At 62.4% G+C, this 22,962-nt stretch carries 25 protein-coding genes; 9 read left to right on the top strand and 16 right to left on the bottom strand.

Annotated elements, in window-relative coordinates; genetic code table 11:
* A partial coding sequence (mnmA, locus tag AC1D0I_RS18610) for a tRNA 2-thiouridine(34) synthase MnmA (protein ID WP_477396883.1) occupies positions 1 to 1,064 on the bottom strand: 1,064 nt, incomplete at its 3' end.
* Positions 1,065 to 1,354: 290 nt separating this feature from the next.
* On the opposite strand from mnmA, the gene sciP reads away from it, so the two are divergent.
* Positions 1,355 to 1,630 (top strand): CtrA inhibitor SciP, encoded by a 276-nt coding sequence (sciP, locus tag AC1D0I_RS18605; RefSeq protein ID WP_006203587.1) that lies wholly within the window; start codon positions 1,355 to 1,357, stop codon positions 1,628 to 1,630.
* A gap of 134 nt (positions 1,631 to 1,764) precedes the next feature.
* On the opposite strand, the gene AC1D0I_RS18600 is transcribed toward sciP, so the two are convergent.
* Positions 1,765 to 2,691 carry an NADP-dependent oxidoreductase gene (locus tag AC1D0I_RS18600; RefSeq protein ID WP_477396882.1) on the bottom strand — a complete coding sequence of 309 codons (927 nt, stop codon included), beginning with the start codon at positions 2,689 to 2,691 and terminating at the stop codon, positions 1,765 to 1,767.
* Between the two features lie 90 nt (positions 2,692 to 2,781).
* On the opposite strand from AC1D0I_RS18600, the gene AC1D0I_RS18595 reads away from it, so the two are divergent.
* Positions 2,782 to 3,180, top strand: coding sequence for a winged helix-turn-helix transcriptional regulator (locus tag AC1D0I_RS18595; RefSeq protein ID WP_477396880.1), 399 nt, complete (start codon positions 2,782 to 2,784; stop codon positions 3,178 to 3,180).
* 93 nt (positions 3,181 to 3,273) lie between these two features.
* Here the strand turns inward: AC1D0I_RS18595 and AC1D0I_RS18590 are convergent, their stop codons facing one another.
* Entirely contained in the window at positions 3,274 to 3,651 is a 378-nt protein-coding gene (locus AC1D0I_RS18590) for a flagellar export protein FliJ (RefSeq protein ID WP_095090783.1), read from the bottom strand.
* Positions 3,652 to 4,103: 452 nt separating this feature from the next.
* On the opposite strand from AC1D0I_RS18590, the gene ctrA reads away from it, so the two are divergent.
* Entirely contained in the window at positions 4,104 to 4,799 is a 696-nt protein-coding gene (gene ctrA, locus AC1D0I_RS18585; RefSeq protein ID WP_006203583.1) for a response regulator transcription factor CtrA, read from the top strand.
* Between the two features lie 150 nt (positions 4,800 to 4,949).
* Here the strand turns inward: ctrA and AC1D0I_RS18580 are convergent, their stop codons facing one another.
* Entirely contained in the window at positions 4,950 to 5,318 is a 369-nt protein-coding gene (locus AC1D0I_RS18580) for a response regulator (protein ID WP_095090784.1), read from the bottom strand.
* Here AC1D0I_RS18580 and AC1D0I_RS18575 point away from each other — a divergent pair.
* A complete protein-coding gene (locus tag AC1D0I_RS18575) occupies positions 5,260 to 5,574 on the top strand; it encodes a hypothetical protein (protein WP_477396891.1) in 315 nt (104 codons plus the stop codon). The two genes, AC1D0I_RS18580 and AC1D0I_RS18575, sit on opposite strands and share 59 nt — an antisense overlap.
* Here the strand turns inward: AC1D0I_RS18575 and chpT are convergent.
* The gene (gene chpT / locus AC1D0I_RS18570) at positions 5,563 to 6,192 is read right to left on the bottom strand and encodes a histidine phosphotransferase ChpT (protein ID WP_095091686.1); all 630 of its coding nucleotides are present in this window, start codon (positions 6,190 to 6,192) and stop codon (positions 5,563 to 5,565) included. The two genes, AC1D0I_RS18575 and chpT, sit on opposite strands and share 12 nt — an antisense overlap.
* Positions 6,193 to 6,631: 439 nt before the next feature.
* Between chpT and AC1D0I_RS18565 the strand changes: the two genes are divergently transcribed.
* Positions 6,632 to 7,168: a DUF1134 domain-containing protein gene (locus tag AC1D0I_RS18565; protein ID WP_246461785.1), complete on the top strand. Its 537-nt coding sequence runs from the start codon at positions 6,632 to 6,634 to the stop codon at positions 7,166 to 7,168.
* Positions 7,169 to 7,275: 107 nt separating this feature from the next.
* The gene (locus tag AC1D0I_RS18560) at positions 7,276 to 8,412 is read left to right on the top strand and encodes a coiled-coil domain-containing protein (RefSeq protein WP_477396879.1); all 1,137 of its coding nucleotides are present in this window, start codon (positions 7,276 to 7,278) and stop codon (positions 8,410 to 8,412) included.
* A 2-nt stretch (positions 8,413 to 8,414) separates the two neighbouring features.
* Here the strand turns inward: AC1D0I_RS18560 and AC1D0I_RS18555 are convergent, their stop codons facing one another.
* The 6 genes from AC1D0I_RS18555 to AC1D0I_RS18530 form a co-directional block, all read right to left on the bottom strand.
* Complete coding sequence (locus tag AC1D0I_RS18555) at positions 8,415 to 9,218, bottom strand: TrmH family RNA methyltransferase (RefSeq protein WP_477396877.1); 804 nt, start codon at positions 9,216 to 9,218, stop codon at positions 8,415 to 8,417.
* A 167-nt stretch (positions 9,219 to 9,385) separates the two neighbouring features.
* Positions 9,386 to 9,730, bottom strand: a complete 345-nt coding sequence (locus tag AC1D0I_RS18550; RefSeq protein ID WP_477228332.1) for an ArsR/SmtB family transcription factor — start codon at positions 9,728 to 9,730, stop codon at positions 9,386 to 9,388.
* Between the two features lie 141 nt (positions 9,731 to 9,871).
* Positions 9,872 to 10,669 (bottom strand): HugZ family pyridoxamine 5'-phosphate oxidase, encoded by a 798-nt coding sequence (locus AC1D0I_RS18545; RefSeq protein WP_477396875.1) that lies wholly within the window; start codon positions 10,667 to 10,669, stop codon positions 9,872 to 9,874.
* Positions 10,670 to 10,699: 30 nt separating this feature from the next.
* Entirely contained in the window at positions 10,700 to 11,875 is a 1,176-nt protein-coding gene (locus AC1D0I_RS18540; protein WP_477396873.1) for a CaiB/BaiF CoA transferase family protein, read from the bottom strand.
* 6 nt (positions 11,876 to 11,881) lie between these two features.
* Positions 11,882 to 12,643, bottom strand: a complete 762-nt coding sequence (locus tag AC1D0I_RS18535) for a 3-hydroxyacyl-CoA dehydrogenase (RefSeq protein WP_095090789.1) — start codon at positions 12,641 to 12,643, stop codon at positions 11,882 to 11,884.
* A 62-nt stretch (positions 12,644 to 12,705) separates the two neighbouring features.
* Complete coding sequence (locus tag AC1D0I_RS18530) at positions 12,706 to 13,242, bottom strand: GNAT family N-acetyltransferase (protein ID WP_477396871.1); 537 nt, start codon at positions 13,240 to 13,242, stop codon at positions 12,706 to 12,708.
* A gap of 270 nt (positions 13,243 to 13,512) precedes the next feature.
* On the opposite strand from AC1D0I_RS18530, the gene AC1D0I_RS18525 reads away from it, so the two are divergent.
* Positions 13,513 to 14,502, top strand: coding sequence for a glutathione S-transferase family protein (locus AC1D0I_RS18525; protein ID WP_477396869.1), 990 nt, complete (start codon positions 13,513 to 13,515; stop codon positions 14,500 to 14,502).
* Position 14,503: 1 nt separating this feature from the next.
* On the opposite strand, the gene AC1D0I_RS18520 is transcribed toward AC1D0I_RS18525, so the two are convergent.
* On the bottom strand, positions 14,504 to 15,001 hold the full coding sequence (locus AC1D0I_RS18520; protein ID WP_477396868.1) for an NUDIX domain-containing protein: 498 nt from the start codon (positions 14,999 to 15,001) through the stop codon (positions 14,504 to 14,506).
* 52 nt (positions 15,002 to 15,053) lie between these two features.
* Here AC1D0I_RS18520 and AC1D0I_RS18515 point away from each other — a divergent pair, with 52 nt between their 5' ends.
* The gene (locus AC1D0I_RS18515; RefSeq protein ID WP_477396866.1) at positions 15,054 to 15,983 is read left to right on the top strand and encodes a metallophosphoesterase family protein; all 930 of its coding nucleotides are present in this window, start codon (positions 15,054 to 15,056) and stop codon (positions 15,981 to 15,983) included.
* Here AC1D0I_RS18515 and AC1D0I_RS18510 read toward each other — a convergent pair.
* From AC1D0I_RS18510 to leuA, 4 genes are all read right to left on the bottom strand, one after another.
* Positions 15,967 to 16,584 (bottom strand): hypothetical protein, encoded by a 618-nt coding sequence (locus AC1D0I_RS18510; protein ID WP_457154253.1) that lies wholly within the window; start codon positions 16,582 to 16,584, stop codon positions 15,967 to 15,969. The two genes, AC1D0I_RS18515 and AC1D0I_RS18510, sit on opposite strands and share 17 nt — an antisense overlap.
* A 115-nt stretch (positions 16,585 to 16,699) precedes the next feature.
* Complete coding sequence (locus AC1D0I_RS18505; protein WP_477396864.1) at positions 16,700 to 17,503, bottom strand: alpha/beta fold hydrolase; 804 nt, start codon at positions 17,501 to 17,503, stop codon at positions 16,700 to 16,702.
* Positions 17,504 to 17,649: 146 nt separating this feature from the next.
* A complete protein-coding gene (locus tag AC1D0I_RS18500; RefSeq protein ID WP_477396862.1) occupies positions 17,650 to 19,416 on the bottom strand; it encodes a tetratricopeptide repeat protein in 1,767 nt (588 codons plus the stop codon).
* A gap of 184 nt (positions 19,417 to 19,600) precedes the next feature.
* Positions 19,601 to 21,361, bottom strand: a complete 1,761-nt coding sequence (leuA, locus tag AC1D0I_RS18495) for a 2-isopropylmalate synthase (RefSeq protein ID WP_477396860.1) — start codon at positions 21,359 to 21,361, stop codon at positions 19,601 to 19,603.
* Between the two features lie 432 nt (positions 21,362 to 21,793).
* Here leuA and AC1D0I_RS18490 point away from each other — a divergent pair, with 432 nt between their 5' ends.
* A complete protein-coding gene (locus AC1D0I_RS18490) occupies positions 21,794 to 22,960 on the top strand; it encodes an ATP-grasp domain-containing protein (protein WP_477228258.1) in 1,167 nt (388 codons plus the stop codon).
* Positions 22,961 to 22,962 lie beyond the last annotated feature (2 nt).

Below are 22,962 nucleotides of genomic sequence, written 5' to 3'. Positions count from 1 at the left end.
TAGAGCACACAGGCCTGTCCGGGCGCGATGCCGGACTCGCCGTCGACCAGTTCCACCCATGTGGCGCCAGCRCGGTGATGCAGCACGGCAGGGCGGGGCGGGCGGGTCGAACGGACCTTGGCGAACAGCTCCAGGCCACCGGCGGGGACATCGGCCAGCGGCCCGTCGCCCAGCCAGTTCATGTTGCGCAGATAGATCTTGTGCGTCTCAAGCGCCTCGCGCGGGCCGACCACGACGCGGGCGCGGTCGGCGTCGAGATGGACGACGTAAAGCGGCTCGCCGGAAGCGATGCCGATGCCGCGGCGCTGGCCGATCGTGTAGCGCAGGATGCCCTCGTGGCGGCCGAGCACGCGGCCGTCGATGTGGACGATGTCACCCGGATTGGCAGCAGCCGGCTTCAGCTTGGCGATGATGTCGGAATATTTGCCCTGCGGCACGAAGCAGATGTCCTGGCTGTCCTGCTTGGCGGCAACCGTCAGCCCCATCTCCTCGGCGATGGCGCGAACCTGCGGCTTCGACAGGCCACCGAGCGGGAAGCGCAGATAGTCGATCTGCGCCTGTGTGGTGGCGAACAGGAAATAGCTCTGGTCGCGGTCGGCGTCGACCGGCCGGAAAAGCGCGCGGTGGGCGCCATTGGCGCCGGAGCGGATATAATGGCCGGTGGCCAGCGCGTCGGCGCCAAGCTCCTTGGCGGTGGCCAGAAGATCGGCGAACTTCACCGTCTGGTTGCAGGAAACGCACGGGATCGGCGTCTCGCCGGCGACGTAGCTTTCAGCAAAGGGATCGATCACCGCCTTGCGGAAGCGTTCCTCGTAGTCGAGCACATAGTGGGGAATGCCGAGAGTCTCCGACACTCGGCGCGCATCGTCGATGTCCTGCCCGGCGCAGCATGAGCCGGCCCGGTGCGTTGCCGCGCCATGATCGTAGAGCTGCAAGGTGACGCCGACGACGTCATAGCCCTCGCGCTTCAACAGGCCGGCGACGACCGATGAATCAACACCGCCCGACATGGCGACGACGATGCGGGTGTTTTCGGGACGTCCGGGAAGATCGAGGCTGTTCATGGTTCTTTCGTTCTGCGCGGCGCCTGAATGCCAATGACGCGAATATAGGTCAAGCTTTCCGGCTACGCCAGCTTGCAGGGCCGATCGACAGGCAGCGACCGGTTCCGGCGAATTGAGAGATTTTTCCGCGCCGCTGCTGCGCTTCCCTGCTGATGTTTCAAATGCCGGCGAAAAGACTAACGCGGCGTTCATGATCCTTACCTAGTCATTAGGGTCTGCTTAGGCAATTTTTAAAGCTGTGGCGGTAACGTGGCGGGGATTGGGTCTTTGAGTTTTTTGTAGAGAGTACGATGACCGATCTGGTTAGACCGAGAGTCAAGTATGTTATCGGGCCTGACGGCAGCCCTCTTACGATTGCCGATCTGCCGCCGACGAATACACGTCGCTGGGTTATCCGGCGTAAGGCGGAAGTGGTTGCGGCGGTGCGCGGCGGGCTTTTGAGCCTTGAAGAGGCATGCCAGCGCTACAAGCTCACCACCGAGGAATTCCTGTCCTGGCAGGCGTCGATCGACGAATATGGGCTTGCCGGTCTGCGCACCACGCGCATCCAGCAATACCGGCATTAGGGCATCATCCCGAAAAGTGGAATCCGGTTTTCGGAAAAGATCCTGCTCAAACACTGAGATCGAGCCGGTCAGAACAAAGATCAAAGGGCGCGGTACTCCGCGCCCTTTTGTTTTCGAAGCGCGTCTTTTGGCGCTCAGGCCGTCAGCACCACTTTGCCGATCGGCTTGGTGGCGAGAAAGGCGTGAGCCGCACTTGCCTGCTCGAGCGGGAAGCTTTTCGCCACATGGACGGCGAGCTTTTTGGCATCGATCAGCCGGGCAAGTTCCAGCAGGCCTTGGCGGTCAGGCACCACCGACATGCGCTCGACCCTTATGTCGCGCGCGCTGGCCTGCGCCCTGGTGGCGTCATTCACGTTCAGCAAAGACACCAGCACGCCGCCGTTCCTGACCACCTTCAGCGAACGATCGGCATGGTCGCCGCCAATCGGCTCCAGCACGAGATCAATGTCGCCAACCGTGTCGGCGAAATCGCCCTTGGTGTAGTCGAGAACCTCATCGGCGCCGAGCGAGCGGACGAAATCGAGCTTTTGCGGGCTGGCTGTGGCGATGACGTAGGCGCCGCGCGCCTTGGCGATCTGCACCGCCAGATGGCCAACGCCGCCGGCTGCCGCGTGGATCAGCACGCGCTGCCCTGATTTCAGCCCGCCATGGCGGACCAAGCCTTGCCAGGCGGTGAGGCCGGCCAGCGGCAATGCGCCTGCCTCGATGTGGTCGGCGCCCTTCGGCTTCAGCGCGATTTCATCGGCTGGCACAGCCGCCAGTTCGGCGTAAGCGGCAGCCTGCTTGGGGAAGCGCGGCATGCCGAACACCTCGTCGCCGACCTTGAAGCCGGTGACGCCGGCGCCCAGCGCCTCGATGGTTCCCGAGATATCCCAGCCCAGGATGAAGGGTGGCTCGCCGAGCAGGGGGTAATAGCCGGCGCGGACGGAGCCATCGACCGGATTGATGCCGGCTGCCTTGACACGGACCAGCACCTCGCCGGCCTTTGGCGTAGGGTCGGGCTGATTGGCAGTGACCAGGACGTCGGGTCCGCCGACGGAATTCTGGATAACGGCACGCATGGGATGTTCTCCTGCTTGGTTGGTGCCACTATCATTTGGATAGTAATAGTCCCTTGTCCAGTATGTACCTGAATGATATATAGGTACCCCATGGATAGTGAAGATGTGTCTCCTTTCGGCTATGATGCGTACCGGCGGACATGTGCTTCGCACACCGTGCTCGAGATGCTGGCCAGCAAATGGGTCTATCTGGTGGTTTGTGCGCTGCGCAAAGGCCGGTTGCGCAATGGCGAGCTTGCCCGCAAGCTCGAAGGCATCACGCCGAAGATGCTGACGCAGACATTGCGCGTGCTTGAGCGCGACGGTCTGGTGCGGCGCGAGATCTTCCCGGTCATTCCGCCGCGCGTCGAATATGAATTGACTGAGCTTGGCCAGAACCTGGCGGGACTGCTCAACCAGATCAGGTCGTGGTCGGAACAGCATGCGCCGGACATCAAGGAGGCCAGGGCGCGGGCGACTGCTGAAAATGAAGGCGGCTGGGCCGCCTAGCTTCGATCCGAGTCTTCCGTAGCCGTCCGGCAAAGGCCGGAAGCGGGGTTTTGCGCTCGCCGGCAAGCGCCGACGTCGCGGACAGGCCGGACTTCAGCCGATCATGGCGCTGCGGCCGCCGACCTCGGCCTCGCGAATCTTGGTGTCGCGTGATTCGAGCATCTCAGCCTTGGAAAGCTCCGCTTCAGCTTCGCCGAGTAATGATTCGGCAGTGCTTCGCTGGTGGGCGAGGTCGCTTTGCGAATTTCTAAGGTTGTCGCGACGTAAACGCGCCGCCTTGGCAAAGGTCGGATAGGCAAAATGGTTGATGTCGGTGATGCCGGCTTTCTTTTCTTCGGCGGTGATCTGAAGCTCCAGTTCGACGGCCATGCGTTCGAACTCGGCGATCATCATGTCGAGCTGCAGCAGCTGCCGCCGCTTCTCATTCACCTGAAACTGTTTCAGCCGAACGAGGTTTTCACGTGACTTCATGATTCGGTACTCCCGGAAACGCACACCCGCACATATCGTCCAAACCGCCTGGAAAGGCCCAGGCCTTGCCCGTGTCCACCGGCTTTCCCCGAACTATAGGAAACAAAACCCTAAAGTTTTTTGCCGGCGGTAACCATTCGTTTACGGGCATTGTTAATCATACGGCTCAGGACTTAAGGCCGGGTAAAAATTCCGGCCGCCGATGCGGGAGCCGCGTCAATGAGTCTCTGGAGTCGCTTAGTCCAGGTTGTTAATGTGTTGCATTAGGAATTGGGTTCTGGGATTCGTTATTAGATTCAAGAGGGTGTAGAAAGAGGTTAAAAAATCTGGTACCGTAGTGGACGGGAAATTAGGTTTTGTTAACCATTTGATGGCAGCCTCTGCACAAGGCAACCACTGCTCCGGGTCCGGACGGGTCGTGAAATGGTCCGGCAGCAGAAAAGGGGAATGAAATGCGTGTTCTGCTGATAGAAGATGACAGTGCAACCGCACAAAGCATCGAACTGATGCTGAAATCGGAAAGTTTCAATGTCTACACGACCGATCTCGGTGAAGAGGGTGTCGATCTAGGCAAGCTCTACGACTACGACATCATCCTTCTCGATCTCAACCTGCCTGACATGTCGGGCTATGAAGTCTTGAGAACGCTTCGCCTGTCCAAGGTGAAAACGCCGATCCTCATCCTCTCCGGCATGGCCGGCATCGAGGACAAGGTACGCGGCCTCGGCTTCGGCGCCGACGACTACATGACCAAGCCGTTCCATAAGGATGAGCTGGTCGCCCGTATTCATGCCATCGTGCGGCGCTCCAAGGGCCATGCCCAGTCGGTCATCACTACCGGCGACCTGGTCGTCAACCTCGACGCCAAGACCGTTGAAGTCGGCGGCCAGCGCGTGCACCTCACCGGCAAGGAATATCAGATGCTGGAGCTGCTCTCGCTGCGCAAGGGCACCACACTGACCAAGGAAATGTTCCTCAATCACCTCTATGGGGGCATGGACGAGCCCGAGCTGAAGATCATCGACGTCTTCATCTGCAAGCTGCGCAAGAAGCTCGACGCGGCATCCGGCGGTCAGAACTACATCGAGACGGTCTGGGGTCGCGGCTATGTGCTGCGCGAACCGGAAGACATCCGCGTCAGCGCCTGAGCAGCGAGCAGCGTCCCAACTTTTCTTCGACAAAAAACCCGGCTCCGGCCGGGTTTTTTCGTGATGGGCTGATAACTATTTGTTTTGACGAAATTTTGGACGGAAAACCGTCACACATTTTTCCTCGAAGATTGCGCCATGCCGCCCGAATCAGGCGGCGATTTTCAAGGTGCGAAAACGCTCGAGCAGTTGCGGACGGTTGAACGGCTTCAGGAGATAGCCCTGGGCGCCGGCGCGCTTGGCCCGCATGATCGAAGCGATATCGAGCTCGACCAGTGAAATCAGGATCTGCGGCCTTATCGGGCTCTCCATCGCGCGCACGCGGCGGATGAGATCGACCGCCGCCACGTCCGGCAAGGCGCCGTCGACGACGATGATGTCGGGCATGTCGGCCGCGCACATCTCCAGCGCGTCAAGTCCGCTGGCAGCCTCGATGACAACCATGTCGGAGCCGCCCAGGATGCGTTTTGCAACCTTCCTGATGACGCTTGAATCGTCGACGAACATGCAGCGTTTCATTTCCGGGTCCTCTTGCCTGTTGGCAATCCGGTGGCGTAGGGGGCATCTGAAAGGCACCATAGGCCGATCTGGTAAAGAAGCCGAAAAGCGTTTAGGTAAAATTTTTGCAAAGATGCCGTTTGCGGGCTGTTCTTCGCAATGCTTCGGCACGACCAGCCCGGTGAAGCTCATCCGACTCGATCGAAGCGCCGCCGCAGGTATTGCGGATCGGAATACTTCGCTTCTCGAGGGAAATGACGTGGATTCAGGCGGCTGAAAGCACGATTTCTTCCGGCGTCGCGTGGATCGAGATCGTCATGTTGGCTTCGCGCGCCAGGAGCAGCGTGTAATAGGGCTGCACGGAATGCGCGTCGATCGGTTCCTCCGGCTTGTGGCCGGAATGCAGCTCGAGGAATTTCGGCGGCACGCGCAGCATCGGGCCGCTCGCCGCAAGCGCGAAACGCGGCTCGGTTTCGAGGTTTTCCAGCGTCACGGAAAGCTTGCCGCCGCGCGGAATGGCGGCGTTGGCGACGAGGAGCAGGTTGAGCAGCAGCTTGACCTTGTTCTTGGGCAGCAGCGCGCGGGTCCCGTTCCAGCTCAGTTCCGGCTTCTCGTTCTTGAGGAAGGCGATGGCGACGGCTTCGGCATCGCCGGTATCGATCAGCATGCCGGCCGACCCGGCGGCGCCGAAAGCGATGCGGGCGAACTGCAGGCGGGCCGAAGCGTTGCGGGCGCTCTGGCGGATCAGTTTCATGGCGTCCTCGTCGGCGCCGCCTTCGTCGAGCAGTTCGAGCCCGTTGTTGATCGCGCCGACCGGCGAGATGATGTCGTGGCACACCCGGCTGCACAAAAGTGCCGCCAGATCGGGTGCGGAAAGGGCAAACAGATCGGCCATCGGCGAAAATCCCTGCAAAATTTCATAACTCATGGCCGAGCGATCGATTCGTCGCCCGCCCACACGAATCACGCACTCTCCTCGGGCATCCTGAATACACAGCGCCCGTGCGTGCGGCAACAAATCCGAAATTGTGGTGGCAAATGGCGTGTTCACACAGGCTGCCGACCCACCTGAGCGTCCCAAACAGCCTTTGAACCGCCATGTTCATGTGGGAGCTTAATGGTTGAAAAAGGATTACGGCATAGTTTGCCCGTAACAGTTACCCTTAACGGCCGGCTAAAAGAGCCGTACGGGTGTGAGGCGTCGGCGAAAGTGCTCCCTGACGGAGATTGGAAGCATGTTTTCCCGATTCTGCGACCGGACTTTTTTCCGTGTCATCCCGGACCGGACTTTTGTCCGTGTCGTCCAAGACCGGAGCTTTCTCCGTGTCATCTCAATGGCGATAGCGCTCATGGGCGTTCTCGTCTTCTCGACTTCGGCCCTGCGGGCCCAGGAATACACCGCTCAGGAGATTGTCGATTCCGGGCACAAGTTCTTCGGCGCGACATCGGGCGGGCTGGCCACGGTTATCGAGAAGATTTTTGCTTCCTACGGACTGCCCAACGGCTATCTGCTGGGCGAAGAGGGCTCGGGCGCGCTGATCGGCGGCCTGACCTATGGCGAAGGCACGCTCTACACCAAGAATGCCGGCGATCACAAAGTGTTCTGGCAAGGCCCGTCGCTCGGCTGGGATTTCGGCGGCGAGGGGTCGCGGGTGATGATGCTGGTCTACAATCTCGACGATGTGAGCAACCTCTACAACCGCTATGGCGGCGTCGCCGGTTCGGCCTATGTGGTGGCCGGCGTTGGCTTCAACGTGCTGAAGAACAACAATGTGCTTTTGGTGCCGATCCGCACTGGTGTCGGTGCCCGGCTCGGCGTCAATCTCGGCTATCTGAAGCTCACCGAACGCGCCACGTGGAATCCGTTCTGAGCTAATCCCGTTCCGTTGCGGCAAAGCCTTGCCGCAACGCTGGATTTCCGCCATGTCAACGTGGCACAGTCCTGCATTAGCGGTTGCCGTCCACAACGGGTAGTCACTTGGTCCAATCGGTCCTGTTCTTCGTCCTCGGCTTTCTCTGCGCCGGCTTCCTGGCGCTTATGATTGCTCCGGCCATATGGCGCCGCGCCGTCGCCCTGACGCGCAAGCGCATCGAAGCCTCGATACCTCTGACGCAAACCGAGATCCTGGCGGACAAGGATCGCGTTCGCGCCGAGTACGCCATGTCGACGCGCCGCCTCGAAATCAGCGTCAAGGCGTTGCGCGAGAAGGTGGCCGAACAGCTCGTCGAGATCAGTCGCGGCCACGAGGCGATGAAGGGCTTGGCGATCGAGCGCATGGAGAAGAACCAGGCACTGAGCGAGCTGGGGGCCACGAGCGAAATGCTGCGGCAGCGCGAGGACGAGTTGCACCGTCTGTCGGACCGGCTCAAGGAAACTGAACGCAAGCTGGAGAAGCGCGCGCTCGAGCTTGAAAAGCTGGAGAGCATGTATGACGACGCCAGCTTCTCCTCCAGCAGCCGACAGATCGAACTCGTGGCGCGCGAATCCGAGATGCAGAAACTTGCGAGCGACATTGCGTTGCTGCGCGGCCAGCGCAAGGAGGCGGACAGGCGCGGCCAGGAGATCGCGGCCGAAAGCAAGGCTGCACGCGATGCCGTGAAAGCCGAGAAGAAAAAGACCGCCGACCTCGACAGGAAGGTCGAACGGCTGCTGGCCACTCTTGCCGATCGCGAGGACAAGCTCGACCGCCGCGAAAAGGAACTGGCGCGGCTGCGAGAAAAGTCGAAAGCCGAGGATACCACGCCGGCTCTGCGCCTGGTCGGCAGGGGCGGCGATGTCGCCAAGAGCGATGACGTCGACAAGGCTATCGCCAAGCTCGACGGCGACCGTGAGCGGCTCGAGGCGAGGCTGACGGTACTGGCGCGCGAGAACAAGCAGCTGAAGGCGGATTTGACCGCGCTGGTCGTGTCCAATCCCGCGGATGGCAGCTCCGCCTTGCGCGAGCAGATGAACGAACTGGCAGCGGAGGTCGTCCATCTGACGGCCAAGCTCGAGGGACCTGATTCGCCGATCGCCAAGGCATTGGCAGTACCCTCGGATGCACGCTCCGGAAATGGTGAGCGCAGCCTTGCAGATCGCGTGCGGGCGCTGCAGGACGCGGACGCAGCAAGCTGAAATCAGTTCCTGTTTGCCGAGAAATGATGCAGCGCGATGGCTGACGCCGCCGCGACGTTCAGGCTGTCGAAGCCCTCCGACATGGTGATCCGTACCGTCTGCAAGCGCGCGAGCAGGCTTGCGGGCAGGCCTTCACCCTCGGTGCCGAGATAAAGCGCAAGGCGCTCGCGCCGCGGCGCATCGCGAATGTCGGTCTGCCCGCTCGGCGACAGCGCAAACTGGCCATAGCCGCGGCGGTCAAGCGTTGCCGTGAAGCCGGCGGCGTCGGTGAACGACGCGAAGGGAATTTTGAGCGCGGCACCGACGGAAACCCGGATCGCCTTGCGGTAGAGCGGATCGCAGCATGTCGCATCCATGAGGACCGCATCGGCGCCAAAGGCGGCGGCGTTGCGAAAGATTGAACCCATATTGTCGTGGTTGGCGATGCCGACAAGCACCACGATCAGCCTCTGGGCCGGCAAGGCATCGAGCAAGGCCTCGGCGGATTGCGGTGTCCCCTTGCGACCGATGGCCAGGATGCCGCGATGCATATGAAACCCGGCGATTGCATCCATCACCGCACCGGTGGCGACATAGACCGGCAGGTCCGCCGGCGCCTTGCTCAGGATGCCTTCGAGGCCGGCCAGCCGGTTTTCCAGGACCAGCACCGATTCGGCGCCAAAACGCCCAGACGAGAGCAGCAGGTCGAGCACCACCTTGCCTTCGGCGACGAAGCGACCTTGCCGGCCGGCGAGGTCTCGCTCGCGGATATCGAGGTAGGCGGCAACGCGCGGGTCTTGCGGGTCGACGATGCGAATGGGATCCATGCGTTCCTCGTGGTCACCGCAGCCGCCCGAAAATCCGCACGGATTGCCGGCGCTCACCGTCGGCTGGGAACCACGATGCGACAATTCAGGACGATCAGCCACCTCTGTGCGCCCGGATGGACGCACATCGCCCTGAAAGCGTTGCGAGGTAAGTGGCTACAGGACGGTCAGGTTCCGGCGCGGCGCAAACGGTGCGCCATCTGGGAGAGGTCCTCCTTGCCGCTGCCGAAAATGCCGTCCAGCATGCCGAGCAGTTCGCGCACGGCATCGGATTTGCAGGAATAGTAGATCATCTGCCGATCGCGACGGGTGTCGACGAGGTCCAGCGCCCGCAACTTGGCCAGATGCTGCGACAGGGCGGATTGGCTGAGCATCACCTTTTCGGCGATGGAGCCGACCGACATTTCACCGTCGATCAGATGGCTCATGATCAACAGCCGTTTCTCATTGCCCATCAGCATGAGAAATTCGGCTGCCAATCCGGCATTTGCGATTAGCTTAGACGAGACCATCGATCCCCCATGCTTTTTGATCATCCTGACGCCATGGGGGCAATGGCATCTGATTCCATAAACTCAGTTGCGTATAGCCGCTGCGATTCAGCGTCACTGACAAAAGGTAGAGCATTTCGTTCAAATCTCAAGTGTTGCTTTTTATCTAATGTAATTAAGCCCAGTCTCCGTGTCGGCCGCGGCCCGTCCGTTTCTGGCCATTTCGACCAGAACAGGCCGCAATTCGCGTGCCGCCTRCAAAGTTTTCGGGAAGAAAACCCGGCAAWCATCGTCACCCGACACCAGATCCATACCATCGGCATCGAATCCGGCAATAATCCAGCCGTTGTCGGACACTTTCGCGAAATGCTGTGCATAAACCGCAATCGCGTCGAGATGGTCGGCGTTCATATGGCCGATGGCGGATTGTTCGGTCGCCGCAAGCTCCTCGACGATCGGTCCACTGGTGAGCAGATCCGGTCGATCGAGCTGATAGGCCTTGCCGAAGCCGCCGTTGAGGTTGGCGCGTTGCGGCTCGAGGCGGAAGATCGAAAAGTCGCCGAGACCGGCGTAGAGTTTCGCCTTGGGATTGCGGTTGAGATAACGGCGCTCGCAACGGGCGTGCTCGCTCGATCCGCGCTCAAGCCGTTTCGCCTGGCAGACCAGTGACAGGCGCGGGTGCGCCAGCGGGTCGCCCTTGCCGGGTTCGCCAAGCAACAGGCAACAGCGTGCATCGGCAAGCAACGCGCCGGTGTGCGCCGAGAGCATCGAGACAAGGATCAGCGGCGCGCCGTCGATGTCGGTGGCCACGCCGACCCTGCTGGCCAGGGGCGAACCTGTCTCAGGTTCGATCACCGCCAGCGCACCAAAGCGGGCGCTGCGCAGAAGTGTCTTGGCCATTCGGATCGCCTCGGCATCCGTCTCGCGGATCACGTCCTTCTTCGGTTCGTCCAAAGGCATCACCACAATAAGTTGATCTTCCTTCTCCGCTTATCTGTCAAACAAACCAGATTTGACAAGGTCGTCAATCTCGTTTTTCGAGAATCCGAAACGTTCAAGCACTGTCGACGGGACGAGATCGTTTTCGGCGGGCTTTGTCGCAACTGTCGGCCGCAAGCCGGAGAAACGCGGCGCCGGTGCCGGGCGCTCAAATCCACCCGCCGCTACAAAGGCGTTGCGCGCCCGATTGTGTGGGTGATGCTTCGCCTCCTGCAGCGACAGGACGGGGGCAACGCAGGCATCGGTTTCGGCAAACAGCCGGTCCCAGTCGTCGCGCGATTTCTGCCGGATCCGATCGGCAATGGCTGCGCGCATCGGCGGCCACAGTGCCCTGTCGTACTGGCCGCGTACAAAGCGCTCGTCGAGCTGCAGCAGCCTAGCGAATTCGGCGAAGAATTGCGCCTCGAGGCAGCCGATGGCGACATGGCGTCCGTCTGATGTCTCATAGGTGTCGTAGAAGGGGGCGCCGGAATCGAGCAGGTTCGCGCCGCGTCTGTCGCTCCACAAGCCGGCCGCCATGAGCGCATGCAGGGGTACCGCCAGCATCGAGGCGCCTTCGACCATCGCGGCGTCGATGACCTCGCCCTTGCCCGTGCGCGAACGTTGGAAAAGGGCGGCCAGCACGCCGGCGACCAGCATCATGGCGCCGCCAGCATAGTCGGCGATGAGGTTGAGCGGTGGGACAGGACGGCCGCCGTCGTGGCCAACTGCGTGCAGCAGGCCCGAATAGGCAAGGTAGGTGATGTCATGGCCGGCGCGGCCCGCCAGCGGCCCGTCCTGGCCGAAGCCGGTCATGCGGCCGTAGATCAGCGCCGGATTGTGCGCCAGCACCGCTTCCGGACCGAGCGCCAGCCGCTCCATGACACCGGGGCGAAACCCTTCGAGCAACATGTCCGCCCTTTCGGCAAGGCGCAGCATCAGATCGGTGCCTTCCCGGCGTTTCAGGTCGAGGCGCAGGATGGCGCGGCCGTGACGGTCGATGTTGTATTCATCCGACATCGACGGGAGAGGCCGGCTCGCCCCCGCCCGCTCGACGCGCAGCACTTCGGCGCCCATCTCCGACAGCATCAGGCCGGCCAGCGGCACGGGACCAAGTCCGGCCATCTCGATCACCTTCAGTCCGGCAAGCGGACCGGTCTTCCAGGCAGCGGACAGGCCGGCGCTCATGACCGGCTATTTCGGCGCCATGCGAATGGCGCCGTCGAGACGAATGGTCTCGCCATTCAACATCTGGTTTTCGATGATGTGCAGGGCAAGCGCCGCATATTCGGATGGCTCGCCCAAGCGGGACGGGAAGGGCACGGCGGCGCCCAGCGAATCCTGCACGTCCTGCGGCATGCCGGCCATCATCGGCGTCTTGAAGATGCCGGGCGCGATGGTGCAGACGCGGATGCCGGAACGGGCGAGATCGCGCGCCACCGGCAGTGTCATGCCGACGACGCCGCCCTTGGAGGCTGCATAGGCGGCCTGGCCGATCTGGCCGTCATAGGCGGCGACCGAGGCGGTGTTGACGATGACGCCACGCTCGCCGCCTTGCAGCGGATCGAGCTTCGCGGCACGGTCGGCGACGAGGCGGATCATGTTGAACGTGCCGATCAGATTGACCTCGATCACCTTGCGGTATTGATCGAGCGGATGCGGGCCATCCTTGCCGATCGTCTTCACGCCGATGGCGATGCCGGCGCAATTGACCAGGATACGCGGCTCGCCAAGCTTGGCCGCGACCTCGGCAAGAGCGGCAGTCCCACTATCGGCGTTGCTGACGTCGCACTGGACGGCAATACCGCCGATCTCGGCCGCGACCTTCGCCGCGCGATCGATACCGACATCGAAGATGGCAACGCGGGCGCCCTTGGCGGCCAACGCGCGCGCCGTTGCCTCGCCAAGACCGGAGCCGCCGCCGGTAATGATCGCGATCTGGCCATTCGGGTTCATGCCGACATCCTTTTGATCTCAGGGACAGCGGGACGGATCAAGCGCCAGATCGACCGGGAAGGTCAAGCCATCGCTGCGATATGGTCGCCAACCCTGGCCTGATCGGCGTGGCAGACCTCGCCCGAAAGCCTGGCGACCGCGCCCGGCGCGATCTCGTGCGACAGCAGCCGGTCGAGATCGACGGGGCGCGGCATCGATATCTGGCCGCGCGGAATGCGCTTGAAACCGAGCGGTCCGTAGTAGGGCTCATCACCAACCAGCATCACGGCGGGTGCGCCCGCCTTGGCGGCCGCCTCCAGCGCGATCGCCACCAGCCGACGGCCGATGCCGAGGTTCTTGAAGGCTGGCCGCACCGCAAGCGGTCCGAGCATCAGTGCGCGGCCGGCACCGGCGGCGATGCGGGTCATGCGCACCGAGGCGACGACGAGGTCGCCGTCGACGGCGACGAACGACAGCGGGCGTTCGTGCCCGCCGGCCTCGCGGATCTTGTAGGCGGCCAGCACGAAACGGCCGGGCCCGAAGGCTTCGTCGTTGATCGCTTCGATCTGGAGGTCATGCGCCGGGATTTCCGGCAGGTATTTCACGTCGGCAAGGCTCATGGTCTTTGCGTTCCGATAGGGAGGAAAGGTTTGCTGCAAACGGCAGCATTCGCCAGTCAGCGCTTCATCAAGCGCGGGCGCCCTTTCGTCGTCGGTCAAACCGGATCAAAGCAAAGTCGAACATGCGGATTGTCCGCTAGCATCAATTTCCTGCCGCTGCAATCGGCGGCTTGATGGTCCACCCGACCGCTTGACGGTCTGTTCAGCACCAGGTGATTCCACGGCGTGGCTTCGTGCCCTACATGGGAAGCAAGCAGGAAAGGACATGCGATGGGATTGCTGGTCGAAGGCAAATGGCAGGACCGCTGGTATGACACCAAGGACAGCGGAGGCAAGTTCGTGCGGACGCAATCGCAGTGGCGCGACTGGATCACTCGCGACGGGACGCCGCCTGCGGGCCGCAGCCGCGGCTTCAAAGCGGAGCCCGGCCGCTATCACCTCTATGTCTCGCTCGCTTGCCCGTGGGCGCACCGGACGCTGATCTTTCGCGCGCTGAAGAAGCTGGAAGGCATCATTTCGGTCTCGGTGGTGCATCATTTCATGGGCGCCAATGGCTGGACGTTCGTGGCGCAGGATGGCGCGACCGGCGACACGCTCTACGGCCTCGATTTTCTGCACCAGATCTACACCAAGGCCGATCCTGCCTATTCCGGCCGCGTGACGGTGCCGGTGCTATGGGACAAGAAGGAGCAGACCATCGTCTCCAACGAATCCTCCGAGATCATCCGGATGCTGAATTCGGCCTTCGACGAATGGGGCGATGCCAGCCTCGATTTCTATCCCAAGGCGCTGCGCGGCGAGATCGATGCGATCAACGCGCTGGTCTATCCCGCTCTCAACAACGGCGTCTATCGCGCCGGCTTCGCCACCACGCAAGGCGCCTATGAGGAAGCGTTCGGCGAGCTGTTCGCGGCACTCGACACGTTGGAAGACCGCCTCTCGAGGCAACGTTATCTGGTGGGCGATCGCATCACCGAAGCCGACTGGCGGCTGTTCACCACGCTGGTGCGCTTCGACCCGGTCTATGTCGGCCATTTCAAATGCAATCTGCGCCGCATCGCCGACTACCCGAACCTGTCCAACTATCTGCGCGACCTCTATCAGGTGCCGGGCGTCGCCGGGACCGTGAACCTCAACCACATCAAGGCGCATTATTACGGCAGCCACGAGACGATCAACCCGACGCGGATCGTGCCGGTAGGGCCGGAACTGGACTATGACGCGCGGCATGACCGGGGACGGTTTAAGAAGGCGGCGTGATCTACCAGTAGGGCGATCGCTGCTCGCCGCCAAAAACCTCGGCGATCCGCCGTAGGGTCGCTGGTGTCGTGCCTTCCGGCAAACGGTCCAGGGGAAAGAAGCCGGACTCGGCGATCTCGTGGTCCGGCAGCTTCGGCGCCGTCTGGCTGAAATGCTCGATCAGATAGAAACCGACATGGTCGCGCCGGCTGGCGCGACGGTTGAAATGCATCGACCTCAGCGCCGGCGGCGACGTCAGTGCGATATTGCCTTCCTCGGCCAGTTCGCGCGCCAGTGCCTCACCAAGCGTCTCGCCAACTTCGACGCCGCCGCCGGGAAGCTGCCAGCCCGGCACATAGGTGTGGCGAATGAGGAAGATGGAATTGGATGCCGTGTCGTGGACCAGACCGCGCACGCCGAGCGTCATCGGCCGCCGCAACACGAAATAGAGATGGAACAACCGGGCCCGGAGGCCCGCCCAACCGGTCTGACGGAAGGTCTTCTCCGGATCAGTCTGCATCAGGTGCGAAACCGTGGTGGAAAGCGGGGGGCGCGTCGCATATGAAGGAAGGATGTTCAGGCTCGCGCATATTTCCGATGTCCATCTGGGGCCGCTCCCCGATGTATCCTATCGCGATCTCGCCTCCAAGCGCGTGCTCGGCTACGTCAACTGGCAGCGCAACCGCCGCCGCCATATGCATGATGCCGTCATCGACGCGATCGTTGCCGACATCAAGACGAACACGCCTGACCACCTCGCCGTCACCGGCGACCTGGTCAATCTGGCGCTCGACGGCGAGATCGAGATGGCCAGGCACTGGCTGGAGACGCTGGGATCGCCGCAGGATGTCTCGGTCGTTCCTGGAAACCACGATGCCTATGTGCCCGGCGCCTTCGACAAGGTCTGCCGGTCCTGGGCGGCGTGGATGAGTGGCGACGGTGTCAACACGCCGGTCGACCGCAACGCATTCCCCTATCTGCGCGTGCGCGGCGATGTCGCGCTGATCGGCATCTCGACAGCGCGTGCCACGGCGCCGTTCATGGCCAATGGCTTCTTCATGGAGGGTCAGGCGAAACGGCTTGGCAAGCTGCTCGACGCCACGGCCGGGCAAGAGCTGTTTCGCGCGATCATGATCCATCATCCGCCGGTGCGCGGCGCCGTCTCGCAGCACAAGCGGCTGTTCGGCATTGCCCGCTTCCACAAGATCATTCGCCGCCATGGCGCCGAACTTGTCCTGCACGGCCATTCGCATCTGCCGTCGCTGTTCTTCATCGGCAACCGGGGCGCCAAGGTTCCGGTGGTCGGGGTTGCCGCCGCCGGCCAGGCGCCGGGCGGCAAGCACCCGGCGGCGCAGTACAATCTGTTCGACATTGACGGCGAAAAGGGCAATTGGCGGATCCGGCTGACACGGCGCGGCCTGACCGGGCCGTCCATACCGCCATCCGATCTGCAGACGCTGGAGCTTGGCGTGGAGGCAGGTGCGGCTATGGCCGCACGTTGAGAACCATGGCCACGATGCGGTCCCACAACAGGATGACCGACACCACAAGTCCTACCAGAGCGCCGGCGGCGACCAGGCCAAGGCCCGACAGAAACGCCGACCAGGCCTTGCCGCGCGTCTTCGAGCGCAGTGGCGGTTCGGCTTCCGGCACATCGGCGCGTGTCAAGCCGGCGAAGGCCGGCTCGACCCCGCCTTCCATCATCTTCTGGCGCTCGACGATCCGCTCGGCAACATAGCGCGTCACCTGATCAGCAACGGGCTTCATGTCGGTCGATTCGGCAAGCACCACCCGGCCGATGCGGGTGTCCCTGAGAAAGCGATAGGTGCGGCGATCGCGCCCCATGGCGACATGGCTGACGGCATCGATCCACAGGCGAGGCTGCAAGCCGGACGAGACGACAAAGTCGAAATTGTCCATGTCGGCGGGAACATCGGCAAAAACCGGCGCCAGTTCGGCAGCAAGCAGCTCGAGGCGCATGCGATGGGCTTCGCGCATGTCGACGACGACGTCGTCGCGGTCGGCGAAGGCATTCTTCACATCACGGACGGCATCCGACAGTTGCCTCGACTGATCGATGGTCTTCTCGCCTGCTTCCTTCATCGGCGTTCGCCTCGCGGGTTTGGTTAACACGGGGTTAACACAGCCGCCTGTAAAATGCACTGGCGAGAGCAACGGGATCGAGGCGCGTTCAGCAGGCGGCTGTGCGCGAAAAAGGTCAGCTGGCAGCAGCAGCGAATTTCTGGCGCAGCGGCCTGGCGCGCCGGTTGGTGTTGCGGCGAATGATCTCGGCGACGAGGTCGGGTGCTTCCTCGGCCAGCATATGGCCGACCTCAAGCACATGGTGGACATGAAAATGCGCAGGCAGATCATCCGCCTGGGTAAAGGGCAACACTGCGTCGTCGGTTCCCCACGCCACCATCACCGGCATGTTCAATCCGTCGAGACGATCGTGCGGGATGACGCCTTGCCGATCGTCCATGGTCATGGCGGTGGCGATCTCGACCAGCTTCGGCACTTGGCCTGGACGTCCGCGCATTCGGCAAAGCGCGTCCATGACACGCTTCTGGGGCGGGCTGTGGGGCCCGGACATGGCGGCAAGGCAGGCGCGGATTTCGGACCGGTTCGCGGCGCCGCCATAGCGGCGCAACAACGGTCCATTGATCTCGGGGCCAAGACCGCCTGGCGCCAGAAGCGTCAGCGAGGCGACTTTTCCAGGCTCGGCCAGCGCCATCAGCATTGCCACCGCACCGCCCATCGAGTGGCCCACGAGATGAACACGCTTCAGTCTGCGTTCCGAGAGATCAGCCAGCACGGCCCTAGCCGCTACCTTGGCCGGACCGGCTCCGGGAAAATCGAGCGACAGCCCATGCCCCGGCAGATCATAGGCCAGCGTGCGCGCGGCAGGCGCCAAGGAAGAAATCACCTCGCGCCAGACATCGTGGCAGCCGCCGAAACCATGCAGCAGGACGATGGCCTTCGAGCCAACACCCTGTTCGGCGACAAAAAGCGATGCGGTCATGAAAGCTGATTTTTTTGTTATTGCAGGACGCGCGACACCAACTGTGGCTGAATTGCTCCCAGTCTAGCGTGATGACCAGTAAAATCTTCGCGATTTGCGCGGTTGCGGACAGTCCCGGCGCGCCTAATCTGTGGATGTCGATTGTGTCAGCTTGCGTTACCGAGCCCTGCGGCGCGCAGAGCCTGGACCAGCCGGTCGGTCAGGTCGGCCGGATATTTCCGCTCGACGAAGGTCGCGCGCGGATCGGCGGCAAATTTAGGGAACTGGGTGTTCAGTTCGCCCAGCAGCGTGCTGACCAGATGGTCCTGTCCGGCAGCCTTCGCACCGATCAACCGCGCCGCAAGATAGTGCGATTTCGTTGCCGTCGTTCTCAGTGCCATGCTGGCCGCGACCGCCTTGTTCGTGTTGCCGAGCATGAATTCGCCGACGAACAGCCCGTAGTCCCACCATGTCGAGTGGCCGCTGAAGGTCTCCGCCGCATGCGCCAGGATCGGGGTTCCCTCCGCGTATCGACCGGCGAAGATCAGCCCGTAGCCGTAGGCGGCAGCCATGCCGAGATCGTAGGGATTGAGTTCATAGGCCTTGCGCATCCAGCGGATCGCTTCGTCCGTATTGCCGAGACGCGAACTGACATAGCCGTAGGAGCGATGCGCATAAGGGCTGGTCGGCCCCATCTGCACGCCGCGATGGGCAAACTCCACCGCCTTTTCAATCGTCGCATTGGGCGGATAGGCGTAGTGATCGGAGACCGCCTCGAGTTGCAGAGACGCCAGTTCCGAATAGACCAGCGAGGACCTTGTTCCGCCATTGGCCAATTCTTCGAGGCAGCGATAGGCAGCTTCATGGGTTCTGGCGTTCTGGTCGAGATAATATTTGTCGTTGAGCAGCAGGCATTGCGTCAGGCCGTTTGGGGCACCGGTCTGCTCGATATAGTTGTAGATCGTGCCCGAGGCCGGAAGCGCCGAACTCAGCATGTCGGCGATCCGGTCTTCGACCACGGCCGGTGCGCTGTCGGCAGGGGTCAGATTGCGCGACAGAAGCACCCGTCCGGACGCCATACTTTGCAGTTCGATCGTGATATCGCCCGCGTTCGGTCCGGGCAGCATGTCGAATATGAAGCTGGTGGCGTCGTCGGCCGGATCGGTGGGCGTGTCGCGACCGATGAAGTCGATCGTATCGAAGCCGCTCAGGCCGGCGCGCAGCGAGGCGGCGACGCGGCTGGCATCGGCGCCTTCGGCCTTGAGGTCGATATAGACGAGCGGCAGGGCGTCGGCCGTTGCCGATGGCGCGATGCTGCTGGTCGCGCCGGAGGTCTCGAGGGTCGCCGACATGTCGCCGCCACCGGTCAGCAAGGCGCTGCTGCCCTGACGAAGGATCAGCAGGCCCAGCATGGCGATGACCAGGGCGATCGCCATCCAGAAGAAGCGGAGTTGGCGCACCACCGAGGGGGTGGGCTTTGCGAGAGCCGGCGACACCGCATCCGGCATGCCCGTGCTGGCGTCGTTGGCCCGATCGGCGGACGTGGCGCCATCCAGCCTGAGTTCGGGAACAGCCTCAGCCGGCAGCCGGATCGCGTTCAATTCATAGGCGGGAACATAGCCGCCGCGCGGAATGGCTATGCGGACCGGCTCGGCAACGCCTTCATTGGCAAAATAATGCTGCAGAAGCTCGCGCAGCCTGCCCGCCTGAACCCGCACCACGGCGTCGGTGGCCGGATCGAAATCGCCGTCCTTGCCGAAAACATCCATGGCGATGGAGAAGCCCTTGAGCCTGTCGGCTTCGCCGGCTTGTTCGCGTTCGACAAGGTAGCGGAGCAACTTGCGCGCGCGTTCGGATCGCCCGAACGTCTGGCTAGCAAGAAGTCGCTCCAGTGTCTCGCGCACTGCGGGGGCGGCAGGCGTGGCATGCTGCAAGTGTCGATCCTCTCGAAGTCGGCACAGGTTGAGGCGCGATCATATAGTTCCCGCTCCGCCACACAAGTATTCACCCATTATGCGATCACGTACCCCACCGGATAATTCTTCGGTGGTTAATGATACGAAGGATCGGAACCGATCGCCGAATGGGGAGGGTTCCGATCTTCGTTCTGGTCGTGCGTCAACCGGCCTTTTTGACGACGATGCGGTTCGCCGCCGACATCACCGCTTCCAGCGAGGCGGCGACGATGTTGGTGTTGATGCCGGCGCCGAACAGCTTGCCATCAGGATGTTCCATCTCGACATAGGAAATGGCCGAGGCGTTCGAGCCGCGCTGCATCGAGTGCTCGGAATAATCGAGCACCGACATCTCGATGCCGAGGTGACGCGAGAGTGCATCGACGAAGCCGTCGATCGGACCGGTGCCGGTGCCGGTGATAGTCACCTCCTTGCCGCTGTCGACGATGACCGCCTCGACGACGCGACGGCCCTTGGTCTCGGTGCTGGGATAGGTGTGGTGGTCGAGGAATTTCAGCCGCGCGGCCGGCTGGTCGACATAGGTCTCGAGAAAGCGCTCGTAGATGCGCTTGACCGGCACTTCCTTGCCCTCGGCATCGGTGATCGCCTGGATTTCCTGGCTGAACTCGACCTGCAAATTGCGCGGCAGGTTGAGGCCGTAGTCGGCCTGCAGCACATAGGCGATGCCGCCTTTGCCCGACTGTGAGTTGATGCGGATGATCGCTTCGTAGCTGCGGCCGACATCGGCCGGATCGATCGGTAGATAGGGCACTTCCCACAGGCTGGTGTTGGCCTTCTTCAGCGCCTTCATGCCCTTGTTGATGGCATCCTGGTGCGAGCCGGAAAAGGCAGTGTAGACGAGCTCGCCGACATAGGGATGGCGCTCGGGGATCTTCAACTGGTTCGAATATTCGTAGACATCCTTCATCCGGTTGATGTCGGAGCAGTCGATCCCCGGATCGACACCTTGCGTGTACATGTTGAGCGCCAGCGTGACGATGTCGACATTGCCGGTGCGCTCGCCATTGCCGAACAGCGTGCCTTCGACGCGGTCGGCGCCGGCCATCAGGCCGAGCTCGGTGGTGGCGATGCCGGTGCCGCGGTCATTGTGGGGATGCAGCGAGACCAGCAGGTTCTCGCGGTTGTCGAGGTTGCGGCACATCCATTCGATGCGGTCGGCGTAGATGTTGGGAGTCGACATCTCGACCGTCGACGGCAGGTTGATGATCAGCTTGTTGTCGGGTGTCGGCCTGACGATCTCGGTGACGGCGTTGCAGATCTCCAGCGCCACTTCGAGTTCGGTGCCGGTAAAGCTCTCCGGCGAATATTCGAAGCGGTACCCGCCGCCGGCCTTAGCCGCCATGTCGGTGATCATCTTGGCGGCGTCGGTGGCGATGCGCTTGATGCCGCCGACGTCCTTTTCGAAGACGACGCGACGCTGCAACTCACTGGTCGAGTTGTAGAAATGGACGATCGGGTTGGTGGCGCCCTTGAGCGCCTCGAAGGTGCGGGTGATCAGTTCGGGCCGGCACTGCACGAGCACCTGCAGCGAGACATCGGCAGGTACGTTGCCTTCCTCGATGCACCAGCGGGCGAAGTCGAAGTCGGTCTGCGAGGCGGACGGGAAGCCGATCTCGATCTCCTTGAAGCCCATGTCGAGCAGCAGGCCGAACATGCGCGCCTTCCGCTCATGGCCCATCGGATCGATCAGCGCCTGGTTGCCGTCGCGCAGGTCGACCGAGCACCAGATCGGCGCCTTGTCGATGACTTTCGAGGGCCAGGTGCGGTCGGTGAGGCCTACTGTGGGGTAGGGTTGATATTTGCGCGCCGCGTCCGGCATGCCCCGGGCTGCCTCGGGCGTGCCCTTTGCCGCATCCTTGCCGGTTGCCGCGGCATCGGGGCGGATTTCTTCTCGTGCGTTCATCGTCGTTTCTCCCGGCGGCTCACGGATCCACCCTCAGATGGATTGATGGCGAGCGGCGCCTTTACCAGAATTTCGTTCGCTTGATGTGACGTGCCAATTTTGTGACTGGCCAAGGAGCATGCGCTTGCGCGGCGGTTCGACCGCCGGGCGCTCCTTCAGCGAACCCGGCGATCGCCGATAAGGCCGAGAAGAAGCAGGGTCGAAGCCAGTGCACGCACGGTCTCGCCGGAAAAACCGGTCGGACGGGAAGCGTTGGTGGCGCGCGTGTTCATGGCGGTTCTCATACAGGAGCGGCTTGTGGGAGGCAAGTGGGGCCGCATGGCGGGCCGAGCTTCTGTTGGAAATCATCCCTAACATGTGCGCTCTTCCCCACGCGCTGCAAATGCGCCAGACTTGGCTTTGTCGGGGTCACTATCGGCAGGGGGGTCATCCATGAATTTCGTGTTCTTCTCGCCGCACTTTCCCGTCAATGGCGCGGATTTCTGCGACCGGTTGAAGAAGGCCGGGGCCAGGGTGCTGGGTATCGGCGACGCACCCTATGAGGCGCTCGACGGCAAGCTGAAGGCGGCGCTCAGCGAATATTACCGTGTTGCCGACATGGAGGACTACGATCCGGTGTTCCGGGCTATGGGGCATTTCATCCACAAGTGGGGCCGTATCGACCGTTTTGAATCGCTCAACGAACACTGGTTGGAGTTGGAAGCCAACATCCGCACCGACTTCAACATCTACGGCACCAAGCTCGATTTCGTGAAGAATTTGAAGCGCAAGAGCCGCATGCGCGCCTTCTTCCGCAAGAGCGGCGTCGACACCATCGCGCAACGCAAATGCTCCGACAGGGCCGGCGCCATGACCTTCATCCGCCGCGTCGGCTATCCGGTGGTGGTCAAGCCCGACAGCGGCTCGGGCGCCTCGAACACCTTCAAGATCTCCAACACTGGCGAGCTCGACCAGTTCTTCAGGGACAAGCCCGAGGATGTGACCTTCGTCATGGAGCAGTTCATCGAGGGGCTGGTGGTGACTTTCGACGGGCTGGTCAACCGCGATGGCGAGGTGGTGCTGGCCGCCAGCCACCGCTACGACCAGAGCGTCATGGAAGTGGTCAACAAGGATCGCCACATGAGCTACACCTGTTTTCCGCGGATCAGCCCTGCGGTCGAGGAGGCCGGCCGCAAGATCCTGAAGGCGTTCGACGTGCGCGAGCGCTTCTTCCACATCGAGCTGTTCGAGACCAAGGACGACCGCGTCATCGCGCTGGAGGTCAACATGCGTCCGCCCGGCGCCTGGATGACCGATGCGATCAACTACACGTTCGACATCGACGTCTACGCGGCGTGGGCCGACATGGTGGTCAAAGATGCCGCCGGCGGCCCCTATGAGGGCAAGTATTTCACCGCCTATGCCAGCCGCAAGCGGCGCCTCAGCTATTTGCACAGCCATGAGGACGTGCTAGCCGCCCATCGCGACAAGATCGTCCACCATCAGGCCATCGAAGAGGTTTTCAGCCGCGCCATGGGAAATTACGCCTACCAGATGCGCTCGAAGGACGAAGCGGCGCTGCGCGAAGCGGTCGCCTACATCCATGCGGAAAAGGCGTGAGG

This window comes from Mesorhizobium sp. P2_D1 (assembly GCF_056404455.1).
Note: the sequence above shows the minus strand (reverse complement) of the source record. Positions and strands in the feature narration are given on the sequence as shown.